This window comes from Methyloversatilis sp. (genome assembly GCF_030698125.1).
GTDB lineage: Bacteria > Pseudomonadota > Gammaproteobacteria > Burkholderiales > Rhodocyclaceae > Methyloversatilis.
In genome coordinates this window covers 60,418-80,448 of record NZ_JAUYNV010000056.1, presented here as the reverse complement: position 1 = coordinate 80,448, position 20,031 = coordinate 60,418, and the positions used below count along the sequence as shown (strand labels likewise).

Below are 20,031 nucleotides of genomic sequence, written 5' to 3'. Positions count from 1 at the left end.
TTCCGGTCAGCGCCCGCGGCCTACTTGATGCAGACCGCGCGAACCTGCTTCATGTCCGTCGCGCCCGACAGCACCTTTTCCATGCCGTCCATCTTCAGCGTGCGCATGCCTTCCTGCAGCGCAGTCGCCAGCATGGTGGCCACGCGCTCACGCTCCTGGATGTTCTTCTTGATTGCGTCGGTACCGATCATCAACTCGTGCAGGCCGAGCCGCCCGCGGTAGCCGGTTTCACCGCACTCCGGACACCCTTTGGCACGGTAGAGCGTGAAGCGGCCCTTGTCGTCGGCATACGCCTTTTTCCATTCATTGAAGATGCGCGCCATCGCACCTTCGGCATCGACCACGAAATCCGGCGTATTGCGCATTTCCTCGCAGTACTCCTGCAGGAAGTGCTTCATTTCGTCGTCGCTCGGATGCCAGGCTTCCTTGCACACCGGACACAGCCGCTTGGCGAGGCGTTGAGCCAGCACGCCGAGCAATGCGTCGGCAAAGTTGAAAGGGTCCATGCCCATGTCGAGCAGACGCACGATGGATTCCGGCGCGCTGTTGGTGTGCAGCGTCGAGAAAACCAGGTGGCCGGTGAGCGAAGCTTCGATGCCGATCGCCACCGTTTCCTTGTCGCGCATTTCACCGACCATGATCACGTCCGGGTCGGCCCGCAGGAAGGCGCGCATGATGGCCGGAAAGTCCAGCCCGGCCTTTTTGTTGATCTGTACCTGGCGCAAACCTTTCTGCGTGATTTCGACCGGGTCCTCGGCGGTCCAGATCTTGGTTTCCGGTGTGTTGATGTAGCCGAGTATGGAATGCAGCGTGGTGGTCTTGCCGGAGCCGGTCGGGCCGCAGACGAAAAAGAGGCCGTAGGGCTTGCTGACCGCGTCCTTCAGCCGGCTGAGGTTGGCCGGCAGCACGCCCAGCTTGTCCATCGGGATCGGCTCGCCGGCAGCGAGGATACGCATCACGACATCTTCGACGCCGCCAGCTGAAGGGATGGTCGCCACCCGCAATTCGATGTCGAGCGGGCCGAACTTGCGGAACTTGATCTTGCCGTCCTGCGGCTTGCGGCGCTCGGAAATATCGAGGTCGCACATGATCTTCAGACGGGTGACCAGCGCACTCCGGTAGCTGGCAGGCACCTCGATGTAGGGGTGCAGCGTGCCGTCCTTGCGAAAGCGCACCAGGGTTTTGTCCTTGCCGGGCCGCGGTTCGATGTGGATGTCGGAGGCGCCCTGCTGGTAGGCGTCGATGATGATCTTGTTCACCAGCCGCACCAGTTCGTTGTCGGCGGCGGCGCTGACGTCGTCATTGCCGGCGTCCTGCGCGGATTCGTCCTCGCCCAGCATGTCCGACAGCAGGTCGCCGACGCTGGTTTCGTCCATCGTCGAACCGTAGAACTGGTCGAGCGTCTGCACGAATTCCTTCGTCGTGGTGACGCGGAACAGCAGTTTGGACTTCGGGAAGATGTTGTTGACGACGCGCGCGCCCTTGACCTTTTCCGGGTCGAGCGCCATCACGACGATGCCGTCCTTGCCCTCTTCCACCGGCACCCACTGCTGTTCTTCGAGATACTCGCGCTTGAGATTCTTGATCAGGTCGAACGGCTTGATGCGCTCGGGCCGGAAGTGTTCATAGGCGACGCCGAAGAATTTGGACAGCGACGCACCGATCGCCTGCTGCTTGACCTGGAAGTCGCGCGCCAGCACGTCCTCGACATCGACGCCCTTGCGCCGCGCGGCACGCGACGCCAGATCGAACTCCTGCGGCGACATGACGCCATCGACCACGAGATAGTCGTATTTCGACTTCACGACGTGGGTGACCCGGTTGCGCTGCTGGAAAGCAACCGCCAGCGTGTGCGCCATACTGAGCAAGCCCTCTTCGGCAAGTGCCGAGAAGGGCTGGCCGGACTTGTTGTTGATCAGCTGGACGACACCCAGCAGATCCTTCTTTTCCGGATCGAGGATGGGTGCGACCAGCATCTGCTTGGTGCGGTAGCCGGTCTTCTTGTCGACGCCATCGAGAAACCGCAGGCTGGGCGAGTGCGACTTCAGCTCTTCTTCGTCGTACACGTCCCGCAGATTCAGCAGGTTACGGCTCATGCCGACGAAACCGGCCACCGACTGTTCGGTCAGCGGCAACCGCAGGTCCTTGAACGAATTGAGACCGGTCTTGACCTTGGACACGATGGTGGACTTGTCGTCGCCCAGCACGTAGATGGTCAGACGATCGGCGTTGAACAGCGCAGAAATCTCCTGCGACAGCTCCAGCATGATTTCGTCGATGTTCGTGGTGGCGTGAATCTTCGTCGTGACGCCCTGAAGATTCTTGAAGAAGGCCAGCCGGCTCGATACATCGCTCATGGCGCCCAGATCACTCGCCGGCGGCATCACTGCACTCATTCGATCACCTCGTTTCCGCTGGCCGGCGCACCCCGCGCGACGGCGCCGCGCAGATGTGCTGACAGCCGGTCAGAAGTCGAAAACATGATTGTTGCGCAACATGCGCGGTTGCAGTGCGCCCAATGTTTCGGCGATCTCGCGCATGGTCATGATCATCTGGCTCGGTTTCAGATGCGTGATGTAGATTTCGGCAGGATGTTCGAGTTTCTGGAGCTCGCCCGCCAGCATGTCCGGGCACAGATGGCGCGACATCACCGCCAGCTGGCGGTCACGGTCAGGGAACGCGGTTTCGATGATGAGGTAGCGCAGGTCGGGCAGCGCATTGACGGCCGACCAGAATTCGTCGCACACCGTGGTGTCGCCGGAGAACGCCAGCGTGCCGCCCGCCGAACGCACGGCATAACCGACGGCCGGAACGGTGTGTTGCGCAGGCAGCACCCGGATGGCGCGTCCACCCAGCTCGATCTCGTCGCCGACGCGCAGTTCGCGAAAGCGCATGAAGGGCTTCTCGGCAGACGGAATTTCGGTGAAATCGGGCCAGATCGACCAGTTGAAGATGTGGCGTCGCAACACTTCCAGCGTCGGACCGGTCGTCCACACGGTCAGCGGCGTGTCGCGCAGCTCGCCTACCGTGTCGACCATCAGCGGCAGACAGGCGATGTGATCGAGATGGCTGTGCGTGACGAACACATGGTCTATGCGCGACAGCTCGGCGATCGACAGGTCGCCGACGCCGGTACCGGCGTCAATCAGGATGTCGCTGTCCACGAGCAGCGAGGTGGTGCGCAGATTTGCACCACCAATACCGCCACTGCAACCGAGCACCCGTATCCTCATCAGTTCCTTATCCAGCAAGACACTACTTCGTTTCAAATGTCCGCACGCCGTCCCAGTCCTTGCCGGGCGGGTGACGGCGGTAATCGGCAATCTGTTCGGCGTACAGCCGGTACAGCCCGCAGTCCGGCGCAATGCGCTGCAGGTTGAACAAGGTCAGTTCGGCCTGATCCCACTCCTGACCGCGGAACTGTCGCAACGCGAGATTCCACAGTTTCAGTTCCTCGACCCGACTGCGGTCGAATTCGCTTTCGAAGGCGAGCGGTTCGAAAATCGACACCGGCTCGTCCTTGCCCTTCACCCGCACCCGGTCGATCTCGCGAAATACGACATCCTTGACCGCACGTCGCGTCGCTTCGCCAACCAGTATGCCCACGCCGTACTGCTTCGTGAGCCCCTCCAGGCGGGACGCCAGATTCACCGCATCGCCCATGACAGTATAGGCTTTGCGTACTGGCGACCCCATGTCTCCGACCGTCATCGGGCCGGTGTTCAAACCCACGCCTATCTTCAGTTCCGGCCAGCCACGCGCCGTCAGCGAACGGTTCAGCTCAGCCAGCGCGGCGTGCATGCGCAAGGCTGCCGCCACGGCGTGCCGGGCATGTTCGGGGTCATCTACCGGCGCGCCCCAGAACGCCATGATGGCGTCGCCGATGTACTTGTCGAGCGTCCCACGCTGATCCTGAATCACCGCAGTCATTGCGCCCAGGTAATCGTTCATGAGCTGTGTCAATTGTTTCGGTTCGAGGCCTTCCGAAATGCTGGTGAAGCCCCGGATGTCCGAAAACAGTACGGTCAGCTCGGCATTCCGGCCTTCCATGCTGTAGTGCTCCGGGTTGCGGCTCATTTCCTCCACCAGTTCGGGCGGCACGTACTGCCCGAACATGCGGGTGAATTGCCGCTTCGACCGTGACTCGAAGAAGTAGCCGTACGACATGTTAAGCGCATATAGCCCGACGACGAGCAACACCGATGCCGCCAGCGGCAGAACGAAGTCGGCAAACTGCCAGAAGGCGAAGTTCATGCCGACCAGCGCGAGCAGCGCGCCGCCGGCCAGCAGCGTTGCGTACTGTGGCGACAGCCGAGGCAGCGACCAGATCAGCAGGCCGCCGATCACAAGCAGCACGACCACATCGAAACCGGTGACGTATTGCGGGCGATGCTTGATGTCGCCGTCCAGCATGCCGGCGATCAGGTTGGCGTGGATTTCCACCCCGGGATAGGTGCTGCCGACCGGCGTGGCACGCAGGTCGAGCAGCCCGGGCGCGGTGGTACCGAGCAGCGCAATCCGGCCTTTCAACGCATCGACCGGCGTGCGACCGGCGAGTACATCCGCCAGCGAGTGGTACGCAAAACTGCCTTGCAGGCCGCGATAGGGAATGAGCGCAGCAACGTTTTCATCGACCGGCACGCGCAATGTGCCCTTGCTGGTCGGCAGTTCCAGCCATTCGAGTCCGGCGTAGTCCCGGCTGGCCGAAGAGAAAAAGCCGCTTTCGGCGTATCCCGGTGCCAGCTTCGGACTGCCGAGCAACGTGCGGACAATGGCAAGCGACAGCGATTCGTAATAAGCGCCCTTGTGTTCCACCAGCATGGGCACGCGCCGGTTCAGACCGTCGAAATCGGGCAGCGGATTGAAATGGCCGGCGCCGAGCGCCTCCTGCTGGAAGCGCGGAAGATTGGCACCAAAGCTGTTGAAGGTCGCAAACGCGATGTTGCGGCCGCGAAAGGTGCCGGCCGGCAACACCGGCTCCGGCAGCGCGCCGCTGTTCAGACCGTCTTCGCGGTTGCCGAAGTAGTAGCCCAGCAGGACGGGCCGGTTCTTGAGAGAGGCCGCAAACCGCTGGTCGTAGTCGAGCTGCGGCCTCAGCGTGTCGAGCGATGCGCGGAAATCGGCGTTGTCGGCCAGCACGCCTTGCGCGAGGCCTTCCAGCGCCGGCAGGCCCGAACTGGTGTCCGGTTCGGCGAACACAACGTCGACGCCAAGCAGGCTGACGCCGTAGCGGTCGAACAGCAAGTCCATCAGCACTGCGAGCCGTTCCCGCCCCCATGGCCAGCGCCCGACTTCGGTCAGCGACTTTTCATCGATGTCGAGAATGACCACCCGGTCATCGATACTCCCCGGCATCGTCAGCGACAGCTTGGTGTCGTAGGCGATGTGATCAAGGTTGCCCAGCACCGGTATCTGGTACAGGCGGGCGGCATGGCCGAGCAGGATCAGCAGGAACAGCAGACCGATGCCGTAGCGCAGCGCGTTCTGGTTCATTGCATACGCCCGGCAGCACACCCCGATGCAGGCAGCGCCTCATCCGGCACATGCCCTGAAAGGCGGCGGACGGCAGGCACCGGACGCGGCAGCATGACAGGCTCGGGCCGGGGGTCGTCAGCGCTTGATGAAGAACTCCATCTTCACACCGGCGATCTCGATCACGTCGTGATCCTCCAGCGGATGCGCCTGGGCATCGAGCTGGCGACCGTTGACGACCGGCATGTTGGCGCCTTCGACATGGGTGATGAAGTAACCCTGAGGGCGGCGTGTGATGACGGCGACCTGCAGCCCCGGTTTGCCGAGCGTGGTCAAGGTCTTCGTCAATTCAAGTTCGCGTCCTGCATTGGCACCGTTCAGGATCTGGATCGCGCCGACCTGGTTGGCGCTTGCGGCCGGAGGCGGCGGCGGGGGTGCCAGCGGGGGCGGAGGCGGGGGCAGACCCGAGCCGCCGAGCGACGAACCGGCCGGCATCGACTGACCAGGACGGAAACCGGTCTGCGTATCGGTCTGGGTGCGCACTGGTGCCGGTGCGGGCGGTGCATCGGCCGGCGCCTTGCGCATCATGTCCGGGCGCAACACCATGGTTTTTTCGAAGTCAGGCGACTGCGCGACAGTCGGCGTTTCGTTGATGTACTTGAGCCGGTACTTGCCGAGCTCGACCACGTCGTTGTTCTGCAGGAAGTGCTTCTTGATCGGCTGCCCGTTCACATAGGTGCCGTTCGTGCTGTTCATGTCCTCAAGGAAGGAATCGTTGAGGATGGTGACGATGACCGCGTGCTCGCCGCTGATCGCAAGATTGTCGATCTGGATGTCGTTGTGCGGTTTGCGCCCAATCGTGGTGCGCTCCTTGGCGAGCGGCAACTCCTTGAGGACCAGTCCATCCATGCTCAGTATCAGTTTTGCCATTTTCCAGTCCCTTTACTTCAACCATGCGAGCAGGCGCGCAAGCAAGCCGCGTTCGGTGGCAGGAAAGGCCTGCAGCACCCTGACCAGTATCACCGACACATTGTCGCGTCCGCCGTTGTCGTTCGCCATCTGTACCAGTTGTTCGGCTGCCAGATCGAGGTTGGCGGACAACGCCTGAAGCGTGAGCGCGATGTCGTCGTTCTCGACCATGTCGTTCAGTCCGTCGGAACAGAACAGATATACGTCTCCGGGAACCACTTCGTAGGTGTGTATTTCGGGCTCGACCTCCGGATCGACACCCAGCGCGCGCGTCACGAGGTTCTTGTTCTGGGAACGGCGAGCGTCTTCTTCCGTAATCATGCCGCTGTCGATTTGCTCCTGCAACAGCGAGTGATCACGCGTGACGCACTCGAAAGCGCCGTCGCGCAGCCGGTACATGCGCGAATCGCCGATATGCGCAACGGATATGTGATTGTCGCGGAATACAGCCATGACCAGCGTCGTACCCATGCCCGAATACTGCGGCTGGCTCTCGGCGGCCTGATAGATCGAGCTGTTGGCGTGGCCGATGACCGCTTCCAGCAGTTGCGACACGCCGTGTTTCGCTTCCTGCAGACCTTGCGCAAGCTCCGAACCGATGACCGCTGTGGCCATGCCGCTCGCCACTTCGCCGGCGTTGTAGCCGCCCATGCCGTCGGCCAGTATCGCGAGGCCGACACCGGGCTGCGTAAACACCGCGTCTTCGTTGTGGGTGCGCACCATGCCGGAATGGGTGCGACTGACCATCTGCAGCGCCTGACCGAGATCCCGGATCATGTCAGTACTGCCCGGGCGAGCGGATACACGGACACATCCCCTCCGGGGACAGCAGGTGGTGTGGGCATGCGGACTGTGTCATGTCAGATATCGAAATCAACTTGGGTGATGGATTGTGTCAGGTTGCCGGCGCAGGTACGCAGGTCGGCCGCCATGTCTCCGCCCGACTGATAACGCGCCTCGACGTCCTTGGCGAGCGCGCGGTCGATGATGGCCGACAGGCAATCCGGAACGTCAGGACGGATGTCACGGATGTCCGGATGTGCTTCGTTCGCAATGCGGAACATCAACTGCGCCATGGAATCCCCGGCGAAGGGCAACTTGCCGCACACCATCTGGAACAACATGACACCGAGCGAAAACAGGTCAGAGCGGCCATCGATCTTCTTGCCCGCCAGCTGTTCCGGAGACATGTAGGACGGCGTTCCGAGCACCATGCCGGTCTTGGTGCGTGACGAATCAGTGATGCGCGCGATACCGAAGTCAGTCACCTTCACCTGGTCCGATTCCGGCTCGAACATGATGTTTGCCGGCTTCACGTCACGATGCACGACATTGTTGCCGTGTGCGTAGGCAAGCGCTTCGGCGACGCGAGCCACGACGTCCATCACTTTCGGCAGCGGCAGCAGCTGGCCCGGCTTGGTCTGCGGCACCAGATCGCGCCCCTTCAGGAACTCCATCGCGATGTAGGCGAGGTCGTGCTCTTCACCGGCATCGAAGATGGTGACGATGTTCGGATGATTCAGGCGCCCGGCGGTTTCGGCTTCGCGGAAGAAGCGTTCCTTCACGTCGGCCAGCTCTTCCTCGTCGAATTCCTGCGACAGGGCCATCGTCTTGATCGCCACGACACGGTTGATCTTCGGATCGCGCCCGAGATAGACGACGCCCATGGCGCCCTTGCCCAGTTCCTTCTCGACCTGGTAGCGCCCGAGCATGGGCTTTTCGACCGTGCCGTCCTCGAGGATGCTGGTATTCGTCCGGCCACCGCTGCCGCCGCCGAGCATGACGGTTTCCGACATCGCCTTGGCGCGCTTCACCCGTGTTTCCAGATCGCGGAACTTCGGATTGAATTCCGCCATGTGGCGGAACACGCTTTCCGCCTTGTTGAACTGGCGCTTGCGTTCGAAGTCGAGCGCCAGGTTGTAGAGGTTTTCCATCACCGCGTCGGACAGCGGAACCTGGCGGAACTTGTCCCACGCCATGTCGAGCTGCCCCTGTCCCTGGAAGGCCAGCGCCAGCATGCGGTTCGACTCGGCCGACTGTTCGTCGGACTTCACCTTTCCGCGCTCGGTCACCAGGAAGCGCTTCGTGGTGAGCAACAGGTGACCAACCAGCAGCAGTGCGGCGGGCAGCATCAACTGCAGCCAGATCAACTGGTTCGTCATCAGCACGAAATGGGTCACCAGCAGTGCAACGAAGATCGCGGCGGTGACACCGGCGCCCAGACCCGCCTTCAAGCGCGGCAGCAGCACGATCAGGTAGAGCGCCACCAGCAGGAACACGCCGAACTCGGCCGCCACCGACCACGGTGGCGACACGAAGAAGTGTTCCTGCAGGATGCTGGACAGGCCGTGCGCCATCACCTCGACAGACGACATGGCCGGCGACACCGGGGTGGCGTAGAAATTGCCGATGCCCGGCGCGGTCTGGCCGATCAGCACGATGCGGTCGCGGTACTTGTCGAGCGGAATCTTGCCGCTCATGACGTCGAAGAAGGAATCGACCGGAAACGCCGGCTTGCCGCCTTCGCCGCGGTAGTAAAAGCTGTACATGCCCAGACTCGGGTCGGTGGCCACGTTGAGACGGGCCAGCGACACCGACTCGCCCAGCGTGACCTTGATGTCAGCGACGCCGAGATTCAGGCTTCTTGCCGCAATCAGCAGCGGCAGCGACGGATAGAGCTGGTCGAAATGGGTCATCACCAGAGGGTGCAGCCGCAGGCCGCCGTCGCGATCGATCGACGGATTCAGGTGGCCGACCGCTGCGGCGACCGTACCCAGCTGTTCGATGACGCCGGCCGACACATCCAGCGTCAGCGGCGGCAGCGGCTCGGTACCATTCACATTCGTCAACGCAGTGGCGCGTACGAACTCCGGCAGCGGCTTGTCGGGGCGACCTTGCGGTTCGCCGTCGAGGAACAGCATCGGCAGCGCGACATTGCCCGCCTTCTTCATGCTGTCGGCCAACTGCCGATCAGTGTTCAGTGCCGCTTCGGCCTCGCGCAGGGTAGCGCCGAACGCCTCCAGCGGATTGACGGCCGGCGCGGGTGGTTCAACGAACACGTCGCCTTCCGCAGGCGGTTCGACAGCCGCCGCTATTTCGATCTGGTCACGGGCCTGCTGCTCCAGTGCAAGCAACCGGTTGATATAGACAAGGCCCGGATCGAGCTGCGGCTCGGCGAAGAAGATCGTCGTTCCGACCACCTTGGCCTGCGCCTCTGCCAGCTTGTCGATCATGCGGGCATGCACATCACGCGGCCATGGCCAGCGGCCGATGTTGTCGATGCTCTGCTGGTCGATCGCGATGATCGCAATGCGCGGGCTGGGGCTACGGTCGGTCGCCGCAACACCGACGTCGTACGCCTTGCGCTCGAGGCTCTGGATCAGGTCGGTCTGGGTGGAGAAAAGGAACAGCAGGCTGATGATGACGCCCAGGAACCAATCCGTCTTCCATACAGCGGCTTTGGCCACGCTCACCCCCGAAAAATTATGGCTCCCTGATTGCTGGAGGCCGGTGACCTGCTCGTTGTTGTGTGACCTGCCTGATTTCCCCGCCAAACCAAGTCTCGCGAGAAAACAGTCATCTGTCACATATTCTTGCAGTTCAGCCTCAACTCCGTCAAACGGGGCTTCAGCCTGCGCGGTGGAATATCACGCTGAGCGCATTCAAATCGTCATGTTGCGCGGGGCATCAGTACGGCAGTTCGCGCCCCAGGCCGGCATTCCGGGCCTTCTCGAGCACGCGCGTTGCCAGCGCGAGGTCCTGGATCGCCATGCCCTGCGACTCGAACAATGTGATCTGGTCATCCGACTGGCGCCCTGGCCGCATGCCGTTGAGCAATTCGCCCAGTTCGACCATCCCGTACTCGGCCAGCCGCCCTTTTTCGAGCGCCGGCAGCAGGTCACCGGATTCGCGCAACGCCGTCGCGCGCGCATCGACCGCGATCACGGCAGCGCGGCGGATGACGGTTTCGTCGATTTCCCGACGGATCAGCGCGTTGGAGCCGGCGGCGGTCACATGCGCGCCGGGCTTGAGCCAGCGCCCGTCGAACAGCGGTTCGCTGGCGGTGGTGATGGTTACCACGATGTCCGCCGATTTCACCATTTCCTCGGCACTGGCAGCGGGACGAACCGTACGGCCGAGCCGTGCCGACTGCTCGGCGCAGAAGGCTTCGAGTTTGTCGCGCTTGCGGGCGACCACCTGAATCTCGTCCACGTCGCGTACCGCACACAGCGCTGCGATCTGGCTCTGCGCCTGCCAGCCAGCGCCGAAAACGCCCGCCAGCTTCGACGCCGGATTCGACAGCAGTCGGGCCGCCACACCGCCGGTTGCGCCGGTGCGCATCATGCCGAGGTAGTCGGCTTCCAGCACCGCAAGCGCGCGGCCGGTTGCGGCGTCGAACAGATGGACCCAGAAGCGCGCCGCCTCGCGGCTGGTCGTGTAGCTCTTGTAGCCGATCACGCCGAGCGGCAGCACGGCACCGTGCAGGATGTGCAGCGCCGATGCCGGCGTGCGGCTGCGTGCGCGCGGCGTATCGATGGCGTCGCCGGTGGCGTGCCAGCGGTGCGCGTCTTCCACCGCCGACAGCGCGTCCTGCAGGGTCAGCACCTGACGGACGTCGCTTTCGGTGAGGTAGAGCGCCATGGTCGGTTACTGGATCGGGTAGTCGACCGGCTTGTTGCGCGCGCCGAGGAATTTGCCGAGCGCCAGCACGAAAATCGCGCCGGCGATGCCTGCACCGTAGCGCACCACGGCAATCGCTTCCGGCGCCGCCGTCGATGACGAGGGCTCGATCAGCGGCAGATAAGGCGTGATCACCGGATCGCCGACCGCCATGGTGCCGGCGATCCAGCCAAGCAGCATTGCACCGAACGTGATGATGATGGGGTATCGGCTCATGAGGCCGAGCACGATCTGGCTGCCCCAGACGATGATGGGAATCGACACGACCAGCCCGAACACGACCAGTGCGAACTGGTGGTCGGCACCGGCGCCTTCAGCCGCGCCGGCAATCGCAATCACGTTGTCGAGGCTCATCACGAAGTCGGCCACGATGACGGTTTTCACTGCTGCCCACAGCTTGTCGCTGGAGTTGATGTTGGCGTGGTCGTCCTCGTCATCGGCCATCAGCAGCTTGATGCCGATCCACAGCAGCAAGAGCGCGCCGATCAGCTTCAGGAAAGGGAGCTTGAGCAGCGTCAGCGCAAACATGATGAGCACGACGCGCAACACCACGGCGCCGGCGGTACCCCACATGATGCCCAGACGACGCTGCGCGGGCGGCAGCTTGCGGCAGGCCAGCGCGATCACGACCGCGTTGTCGCCACCGAGCAGGATGTCGATCATGATGATCTGACCGACAGCGAGCCAGAACTCGGGAGAACTGAAATCCATGATGGTGGTGCATTCGAATTGCGGAAGCGCGGATTCTACCGGTGCGGCCGCATGACGAGCACAAATGAAAAAGCCACCGCCGAAGCGGTGGCCTTCTTCGTCACGTCTGGCGGTCAGTGCGCCGGAATCAGAGCAGGTCTTTGAGCAGCCTGGCCATTTCCGACGGATTGCGCGTCACGGTGAAACCGCACGCCTCCATGATTTCCAGCTTGGCATCAGCCGTGTCGGCACCACCGGAAATCAGCGCGCCGGCGTGACCCATGCGTTTGCCGGCCGGTGCGGTGACGCCGGCGATGAAACCGACGATGGGCTTCTTCATGTTGGCCTTGCACCACTCGGCCGCTTCCGCCTCGTCCGGACCGCCGATTTCACCGATCATGATGACCGCGTCGGTATCCGGATCGTCGTTGAACAGCTGCATCACTTCGATGTGCTTCAGACCGTTGATCGGGTCACCACCGATGCCGACTGCGCTCGACTGGCCGAGGCCGATCTCGCTCAGCTGACCGACCGCTTCGTAGGTCAGCGTGCCGGAGCGGCTGACCACGCCGATGCGGCCCTTCTTGTGGATGTGGCCCGGCATGATGCCGATCTTGATTTCGTCCGGCGTGATCAGGCCGGGGCAGTTCGGGCCGAGCAGTCGCGTGCGCTTGCCGCCGGCGGCTTCCTTGGCCTTCATCCGGTTGCGCACCATCAGCATGTCGCGCACCGGAATGCCTTCGGTGATGCAGATGACCAGATCGAGGTCCGCTTCGACCGCTTCCCAGATCGCCGCCGCTGCGCCCGGGGGCGGCACGTAGATGACCGACACCGTCGCGCCGGTGGCAGCTTTCGCGTCAGCGACCGTGGCGTGGATGGGGATGCCTTCGAAGTCCTCGCCGGCCTTTTTCGGATTGACGCCGGCGACGAAGCAGTTCTTGCCGTTCGCGTAGTCGCGGCACATGCGGGTGTGGAACTGGCCAGTCTTCCCGGTGATGCCCTGGGTGATGACCTTCGTGTCCTTGTTGATCAGAATCGACATGTGTTGTGTTCCCCTCAGTGTCCGGCCACGGCGGCCACGATCTTCTGTGCCGCATCCGCCATGCTGTCGGCCGAAATGATGGGCAGACCCGAATCCTTCAGGATCTGCTTGCCCAGGTCTTCATTGGTGCCCTTCATGCGCACCACCAGCGGCACCGTCAGGTGCACTTCGCGTGCAGCGGCGACCACGCCGGTCGCAATGGTGTCGCAACGCATGATGCCGCCGAAGATATTGACCAGGATGCCGCGCACATTGGGGTTGCGCAGCATGATCTTGAACGCCTCGGTCACCTTCTCGGTCGTGGCACCACCGCCGACGTCGAGGAAGTTGGCCGGTTCGGCGCCGTACAGCTTGATCACGTCCATCGTGGCCATGGCCAGACCGGCGCCATTGACCAGGCAGCCGATGTTGCCGTCCAGCGACACATAGGACAGATCGAACTTCGACGCCTCGATTTCCGCCGGATCTTCTTCGTCCAGATCGCGGAAGGCCACGATGTCTTCGTGACGGTAGAGTGCGTTCGAATCGAAATTGAACTTGGCGTCCAGCGCCTTGATATTGCCGTTGCCTTCGAGAATCAGCGGATTGATTTCCGCCAGCGAGGCATCGGTTTCCATGTAGCAGGTGTAGAGCTTCCTGAAGGTGTCGATCGCCTGCGCCTGCGATGCTGCCGGGACGCCGATGCCGTCGGCCAGTACCTTGGCCTGCGCATCGGTCAGACCGATCAGCGGATCGACGAACACCTTGATGATCTTTTCCGGCGTGTTGTGGGCGACTTCCTCGATGTCCATGCCGCCTTCGCTGGACGCCATCAGCGCCACCTTCTGCGTGGCGCGGTCGGTCAGCGCGGCAACGTAGTATTCCTTCCGGATGTCGGCGCCTTCCTCGATCAGCAGGCGGCGGACCTTCTGTCCGGCCGGGCCGGTCTGATGGGTCACCAGCTGCATACCCATGATCTGGTTGGCGAATTCACGCACTTCGTCGAGTGACTTGGCCACCTTGACGCCGCCGCCCTTGCCGCGGCCGCCAGCGTGGATCTGCGCCTTCACCACCCACACCTTGCCACCCAGCGACTCGGCTGCTGCCACTGCCTGATCCGCTTCGAAGCAGGGCACGCCCCGCGGGGTCACTACACCGAAACGGCGCAATACCTCTTTCGCCTGATACTCATGGATCTTCATGCGTATTCCTCGCCTTGTTGTCCGCACTGTTGCTGGAATGCCTGCCCGGCGCGTTCCACCGGGCAGCTCCTTCAGGCACGGGACGCCGGTTGGCGCACCATCCAACGGGGCGGCGTGCGCACCACCTCGTATAATCCATAATTATACAGCTCATAAGCTGCACTGAAAGCTCCGGACGGCAAATCGCCGATCAATTTTGCGGCGGCGCAATATCGACCTTCAATTCGGCAACACCTTCCACGCGCGCACTGACGCGGTCACCGGGTTGCAGTGCGGCAACACCCGCCGGCGTGCCGGTGAACAGCAGATCGCCAGCGCGCAGTTCGACCAGCTGCGACAGCCTGACCAGCAGCGTGTCCACATCGAGGATCATGTCGGCCAGATCGCCCCGCTGACGCATCTGCCCATTCACCGACAGTTCGATCTGCCCGGCGCGCGGATGCCCGCACACAGTGGCCGGCACCAGTTGCGACACCGGTGCACTCTGATCGAAGCCCTTGCCCATATCCCATGGCTGCCCCTTGTCGCGTGCCGCACGCTGCAGATCACGCCGGGTCAGGTCCAGCCCGACGCCGTAGCCGAAAATGCATGCGCGCGCCCGAGCAGGATCCAGCGAACGGCCGCCCCCGTGCAGCGCCACCACGAGCTCCACTTCATGCTGCAGGTCAGTTGTCGCGGGCGGATAGGCCACCGCAGCGGGTGCGTTCACCAGTGCATCGGCCGGCTTGGAAAAGAAAAACGGCGCTTCGAGGGCCGGGTCATGCCCCATTTCTCTCGCGTGCTCGGCGTAATTCCGGCCGACGCAGTAAATGCGACGCACCGGAAAAAGGACCTCTTCGCCTTGTACGGGAAGCGTCGGTTGAGGCAACGTAAACAGCAGCATCGGCATGGCAGGCACCTGCAGGGTTGTCGTGACACACAAGTTTGCCTGTAGCGGCATCGCTTGGCACGGCGCGGCTCCCGCCGGGTTGCGCCATTAAAGTAAAGTTTCCCCTCGCGCGGCCGAAAGAACTGACAACGACCAATACTTTCAGGCGAATGCAGCTTCGGAGATCCTTGTGACCCCTCGACGTCCGCTCCATCCACGCACGCTTCATTACTTGCGTCCGACCCTTCTGGCAGCCGCGTTGCTCGCCGCAGGTCTGCACGCACAGGATGCGCTTGCACTCGGGCTGGGCGCGATCAGGACCAAATCGGTCATCGGTGAACCGTTCCGGGCAGAAATTACCGTGCTCGGTCAAGGTGAAGCCGTTCCGGCCAGCGCCTGCTTTTCGATCGACGCTCCGGCCACGGCAGCGGCGGACGATCTGCCGTGGCTGTCGAGTGCGCGCATCCGCACGCAGGGACGTACCGTTTTCATCAGCAGCACGCAGGCCATCAACGACCCCATCCTGATGGTCGGGGTGCGCGTCAGTTGCGGTTTTGAACTGGCACGCGAGTACGCCGTCCTGATGCAGCCGTCCGGCGCCCTGCAGGTCGAGGACACCGTGGCGCCCGCGCCGACTGCACCCGCAGTGGTCCCGGCGCGCCGCACTGCGGCAACCGCCCCGATCGACGCGCGGGCTGCATCCGTGGCCGACGACCGGCCTGCGCAGCCAAAGCCAAGGCCGGAACGCAAGCCGCGGCGCCAGAAGGAAGCCGCGACTGTCGACCGCCTGTGGGTGGCGCCGAATGCCGATGCCGGGAACGGACTGAAAATGTCGGGCGGGCTGTCGCGTCGCGCTGAAGCCAGTGAAGCCCAGCGCGAGGTGCTGCGCACGGAGCAGCGGCTGCTCGCCGCGCTCGATGAACAGATCGCGACCCATCTCGCCATCGCCGACAAGGTCAAGCAGCTCGAGGCGCGCATGGCCGAACTGCAGAAGCAGCTCGGTCGCACCGAAGCGTCGATGGACGCCGCCTTGCCGCGGGAGCAAGCCGCCACTCCCGTCACCGCCCGGCCGGACGTCACACCCGCAGCGCCGGCGGCATCCGCGGTCGAACCGGATGCCGTGACACAGCAGGCGCCTGCCGACGACAGCCCGGCGATCGAATCGACCACGGTGGAGGCACCGTCAATCCCGGACAGGGTTGTCGCACCGCCCGCCGGGCTGACCAACGAACCGGTGCGCGTCATCAACAAGCTGCCACCCGATGCCGTGCCGGATGCCCCCGAGGCGAGCAGCGTGAACTGGTTGGTCGCAGCACTCGGTGCGCTGGCTGCCGGTTCGGTACTGGGCGGCGCCTGGATATGGCGCCGACGTGCCCGCAAGCTGGCGGCTACAGCAGCCTTGCGCAGCCGCCATGCCGAAGAGGCCGTCACCCGCATGATGATGAGCCAGACGCTGCCGCCGCTTGTCGTGGACACGCAGGCCGCACACGACGATGTGGATACGACGGCGCGGACGCTGCCCCGGCAACCGGCCCCCGAATATCCGGTCGGGCCGGCGGTCGGCGCGCGCGACACTGCGTCATTCGGGCACTTTCCCGGCGAAGCGCCCGCCGAGAACATCCAGGACCTGCATATTGCGCAGCAGCACCCGGTCGGCGACGCCAGGACTGCCGACGATGCGCCGGCCGTTGATTTCGAACTGGGCCAGATCGACGGAAACGAAGCGGATACGCCGATCCGGCTCGACCTCGAGTTCGACAGCTTCACCGGTTCGGCGAGCAGCCTTGGCGCAACCGGAACCAGCCCTGCGCCGCCCGGGCCGCGGCTGATCAGCAGTACAGGCACCACACCTGCTGCCCTGAGTTTCGACCAGACCGCCCGACCCGCCAATGAGGAAGCACCGCCGTCCTCCGAGCATGTGCTCGAACTGGCCGAAATCATGATGTCCTTCGGTCGTGCCGAGGGCGCGGCGCAGACGCTGTCCGAATTCCTGCGCGACTACCCGAAGGAATCGATCATTCCGTGGCTCAAGTTGCTCGATCTTTATTACTCAAGCGGCCGGCGCGGCGAATACGACGATCTGGCGCCCAAGCTGAATCGCGCATTCAATGCCAAGGTGCCGGACTGGGAGCATTTCAGCGGCCCCACGACGTCGGAATCGGTCGAGCAGTTCGGCCACATCATGGCGCGCATCAATGCCAGCTGGCCGAACCAGGATTGTCTGGACTACCTGACGGAGTTGCTGCGGGACAACCGTGCCGGTGCTCGCATCGGCTTCCCGCTCGGTGTGATCGACGACATCCTGCTGTTGAAGGCCATGCTCGAATGGCTGATCGCCAACCCGTCGATCACCGAAACCCATACCTCCCGGCTGGCACTGCTGTAAGGCAGCGCACCCGGATCAAGCCGGGTTGTCGATATCGACGAATTCGACCGTCAGCCCGAACCGTTCGGCCAGGTGTGCGCCCAGCGCCTTGACGCCATAGCGCTCGGTCGCATGATGACCGGCGGCGATGTAGGGCACCCCTGACTCACGCGCAAGATGGGCGGTCGGCTCGGAAATTTCTCCGGATATGAACAGATCGACGCCGGCATCGATGGCCTGCTCGAAATATCCCTGCGCGGCACCGGTGCACCAGGCGACGCGTCGCACCACGCGCTGCGCGTCGCCGACCAGCAGGGGCGTTCGGCCCAGCACGCTCCCGGTACGCATGCACAACGCGGCAGCCGTGGCCGGCTGTTCAGGTTCGCCCAGCCATATCAGACCCTGCTCTCCGGTCGTGCCGGTCGGCCGGAAATCGAGCAGACTGCCGAGGCGAGCGTTGTTGCCCAGTTCGGGATGTGCATCCAGCGGCAGGTGATAGGCAAACAGGTTGATGTCATGTGCCAGCACGCGCGCCATCCGGGCGCGTCGGGTGCCGGTCACCCGGCCATCCTCACCGCGCCAGAACCAGCCGTGGTGCACCAGCAGGGCCTGCGCGCCGCGCTCGATCGCAGCTTCGATCAGGGCCAGGCTGGCACTGACACCGCAGACGATTTTCGACACCTCTGACGCGCCTTCCACTTGCAGTCCGTTTGGGCAATAATCCTTGAAGCGCGCGGCATCCAGCAGTTCGTCGAGATATCTTTGCAGCTGCGTCGTGTCCATTTCCCCCCCGGTTTTCATTTCCTGATTATGCAGCGTCTGTGGCTTGTCTTTGCTCAATCGGTCACGGCCGCGCTGGCCGTGCTTTTCGTCATTGCGACGCTGCGCCCCGACTGGTTGCCGGCACGCAATGGCCAGACTGGCGGCAACGCAGCGGTATCTGCGGCTCAGGCGGCCTTGTTGCCGGATGTGGCGATGCCACCCGCGCGTGTCGAAGCCGCCAGGGTCGTAACCTACGCCGACGCGGCGCAGAAGGCGCTGCCTTCGGTGGTCCACGTGTTTACGACCAAGGCGGTGAAGACCCCGCAGCACCCGCTGATGAATGATCCGGTGTTCCGGCATTTCTTCGGCGACCGGCTTGGCAATCAGCCGCAGCGCCAGATGGGACTCGGTTCCGGCGTCATCGTCAGCGAAGATGGCGTGGTGCTGACCAACAACCATGTGGTCGAGGCAGCCGACGAAATCGAGGTATCGCTGAACGACGGCGGCAAGTATCCGGCAACGCTGATCGGCAGCGACCCGGAATCCGATCTGGCTGTGCTGCAGGTCAAGGCGCCGACGAAATTGCCGGCGGCCAGTTTCGGTGCAACCGACGGCCTGCGCATCGGTGACGTGGTGCTGGCCATCGGCAACCCGTTCGACGTCGGGCAGACCGTCACGATGGGCATCGTGTCGGCGCTCGGCCGCTCGCAGTTGGGCATCAACACCTTCGAGAACTTCATCCAGACCGACGCCGCGATCAACCCGGGCAATTCGGGCGGCGCACTGGTCGATGCCGACGGCAATCTGGTCGGCATCAACACTGCGATCTACTCGCGCAGCGGCGGCTCGCTGGGCATCGGCTTCGCGATTCCGGTCAGCACAGCGCGCAGCGTGATGGAACAGATCGTCGCCAACGGCTCGGTCACGCGTGGCTGGGTCGGTGTGGAGGTGCAGGAACTGACGCCCGAACTGGCTGAAAGCTTCAAGGTTCCGGCGGCTGGCGGCGCGCTGATCGCAGGCGTGATGCGTGGCAGCCCGGCCGATCGCGGCGGCGTGCGCCCGGGCGATGTGCTGCTGGAAGTCGATGGCAGGAAGGTGAAGGACGCGTCCGGCATGTTGCAGCTGATCGCGGCTCTGGTGCCCGGTCAGCAGGCTACGCTGAAGATCTACCGCAGCGGCGGCGAGAAGGACCTGGGGGTCACGGTGGGCAAGCGCCCGGCCACCGCGCAGGCACCGCGCCGCGACGAGTGATCAGGCGTCCTGCGCAGCCTTGCTGCGCTCGGGTGACGCCTTGATGAAGCGCGAGAACAGGATGCCGAGCTCGTACAGCAGGCACAGCGGGATCGCCAGCAGCAACTGCGACACCACATCCGGCGGCGTGACGATCGCCGCCACGACGAAGGCGCCGACGATCACGTAGGGCCGGGCTTCCTTGAGTTGCGCAATGGTCACCAGCCCGAATCGCACCAGCACGATGACCACGATCGGTACCTCGAAGGTGACGCCGAAGGCGGTGAACATGGTCAGCACGAAGGACAGGTATTGCTCGATATCCGGCGCCGGCGTGATGCTTTTCGGTGCGAATTCCGCGATGAAGCTGAATACGACACCGAAAACGAGGAAGTAGCAAAACGCCATCCCGACGATGAACAACAGCGTACTGGCGATGATCAGCGGCAGTCCGAGTCGCTTTTCGTGTGCATACAGGCCGGGCGCAATGAAGGCCCAGACCTGGTAGAGCACCACCGGCAGCGAGATCAGGAAAGCCAGCATCAGCGTCACCTTCACCGGGACGAAGAACGGCGTCACCACACCGGTGGCGATCATCTTGGTGCCTTCGGGCAGCGCCACCATCAGCGGATGAGCAAGGATGTCGTAGATGTCCGCGGCCCAGGGCATCAGGCACACGAACACCACGACCACCGCAATGACGGCGCGCAGCAGCCGGTCTCGCAATTCGACCAGATGGGATACGAAGCTTTCGGTCTGTTCGTTCATGCCC

At 63.5% G+C, this 20,031-nt stretch carries 15 protein-coding genes; 2 read left to right on the top strand and 13 right to left on the bottom strand.

The features are described from left to right. Window positions 1-20: 20 nt before the first annotated feature. From Q8Q80_RS18555 to Q8Q80_RS18505, 11 genes are all read right to left on the bottom strand, one after another. Window positions 21-2,396, bottom strand: a complete 2,376-nt coding sequence (locus tag Q8Q80_RS18555; protein ID WP_305634336.1) for a GspE/PulE family protein — start codon at window positions 2,394-2,396, stop codon at window positions 21-23. A gap of 69 nt (window positions 2,397-2,465) precedes the next feature. Beyond that, on the bottom strand, window positions 2,466-3,233 hold the full coding sequence (locus Q8Q80_RS18550; protein ID WP_305634335.1) for an MBL fold metallo-hydrolase: 768 nt from the start codon (window positions 3,231-3,233) through the stop codon (window positions 2,466-2,468). 22 nt (window positions 3,234-3,255) lie between these two features. Further along, window positions 3,256-5,493 carry a CHASE2 domain-containing protein gene (locus Q8Q80_RS18545; RefSeq protein ID WP_305634334.1) on the bottom strand — a complete coding sequence of 746 codons (2,238 nt, stop codon included), beginning with the start codon at window positions 5,491-5,493 and terminating at the stop codon, window positions 3,256-3,258. Between the two features lie 117 nt (window positions 5,494-5,610). Then, complete coding sequence (locus Q8Q80_RS18540) at window positions 5,611-6,402, bottom strand: FHA domain-containing protein (protein ID WP_305634333.1); 792 nt, start codon at window positions 6,400-6,402, stop codon at window positions 5,611-5,613. 12 nt (window positions 6,403-6,414) lie between these two features. Further along, window positions 6,415-7,188: a Stp1/IreP family PP2C-type Ser/Thr phosphatase gene (locus Q8Q80_RS18535; RefSeq protein WP_305634345.1), complete on the bottom strand. Its 774-nt coding sequence runs from the start codon at window positions 7,186-7,188 to the stop codon at window positions 6,415-6,417. A gap of 113 nt (window positions 7,189-7,301) precedes the next feature. Then, on the bottom strand, window positions 7,302-9,914 hold the full coding sequence (locus Q8Q80_RS18530; RefSeq protein ID WP_305634332.1) for a CHASE2 domain-containing serine/threonine-protein kinase: 2,613 nt from the start codon (window positions 9,912-9,914) through the stop codon (window positions 7,302-7,304). Between the two features lie 214 nt (window positions 9,915-10,128). After that, entirely contained in the window at window positions 10,129-11,082 is a 954-nt protein-coding gene (locus Q8Q80_RS18525; RefSeq protein WP_305634331.1) for an ornithine cyclodeaminase family protein, read from the bottom strand. A 6-nt stretch (window positions 11,083-11,088) separates the two neighbouring features. Continuing rightward, entirely contained in the window at window positions 11,089-11,832 is a 744-nt protein-coding gene (locus tag Q8Q80_RS18520; protein WP_305634330.1) for a TerC family protein, read from the bottom strand. Between the two features lie 127 nt (window positions 11,833-11,959). Next, a complete protein-coding gene (gene sucD, locus Q8Q80_RS18515) occupies window positions 11,960-12,853 on the bottom strand; it encodes a succinate--CoA ligase subunit alpha (protein WP_305612212.1) in 894 nt (297 codons plus the stop codon). Window positions 12,854-12,867: 14 nt separating this feature from the next. After that, the gene (sucC, locus tag Q8Q80_RS18510) at window positions 12,868-14,034 is read right to left on the bottom strand and encodes an ADP-forming succinate--CoA ligase subunit beta (RefSeq protein WP_305634329.1); all 1,167 of its coding nucleotides are present in this window, start codon (window positions 14,032-14,034) and stop codon (window positions 12,868-12,870) included. Between the two features lie 190 nt (window positions 14,035-14,224). Beyond that, window positions 14,225-14,923 carry a fumarylacetoacetate hydrolase family protein gene (locus Q8Q80_RS18505; protein WP_305634328.1) on the bottom strand — a complete coding sequence of 233 codons (699 nt, stop codon included), beginning with the start codon at window positions 14,921-14,923 and terminating at the stop codon, window positions 14,225-14,227. Window positions 14,924-15,134: 211 nt separating this feature from the next. Between Q8Q80_RS18505 and Q8Q80_RS18500 the strand changes: the two genes are divergently transcribed. Continuing rightward, window positions 15,135-17,288: a FimV family protein gene (locus Q8Q80_RS18500; RefSeq protein WP_305634327.1), complete on the top strand. Its 2,154-nt coding sequence runs from the start codon at window positions 15,135-15,137 to the stop codon at window positions 17,286-17,288. Window positions 17,289-17,303: 15 nt separating this feature from the next. Here Q8Q80_RS18500 and Q8Q80_RS18495 read toward each other — a convergent pair whose 3' ends face one another. Further along, window positions 17,304-18,050, bottom strand: coding sequence for a Nif3-like dinuclear metal center hexameric protein (locus Q8Q80_RS18495; RefSeq protein ID WP_305634326.1), 747 nt, complete (start codon window positions 18,048-18,050; stop codon window positions 17,304-17,306). A gap of 27 nt (window positions 18,051-18,077) precedes the next feature. Between Q8Q80_RS18495 and Q8Q80_RS18490 the strand changes: the two genes are divergently transcribed. After that, window positions 18,078-19,280, top strand: a complete 1,203-nt coding sequence (locus Q8Q80_RS18490; RefSeq protein WP_305634325.1) for a Do family serine endopeptidase — start codon at window positions 18,078-18,080, stop codon at window positions 19,278-19,280. On the opposite strand, the gene tatC is transcribed toward Q8Q80_RS18490, so the two are convergent. Beyond that, complete coding sequence (gene tatC, locus Q8Q80_RS18485; protein WP_305634324.1) at window positions 19,281-20,027, bottom strand: twin-arginine translocase subunit TatC; 747 nt, start codon at window positions 20,025-20,027, stop codon at window positions 19,281-19,283. Window positions 20,028-20,031 lie beyond the last annotated feature (4 nt).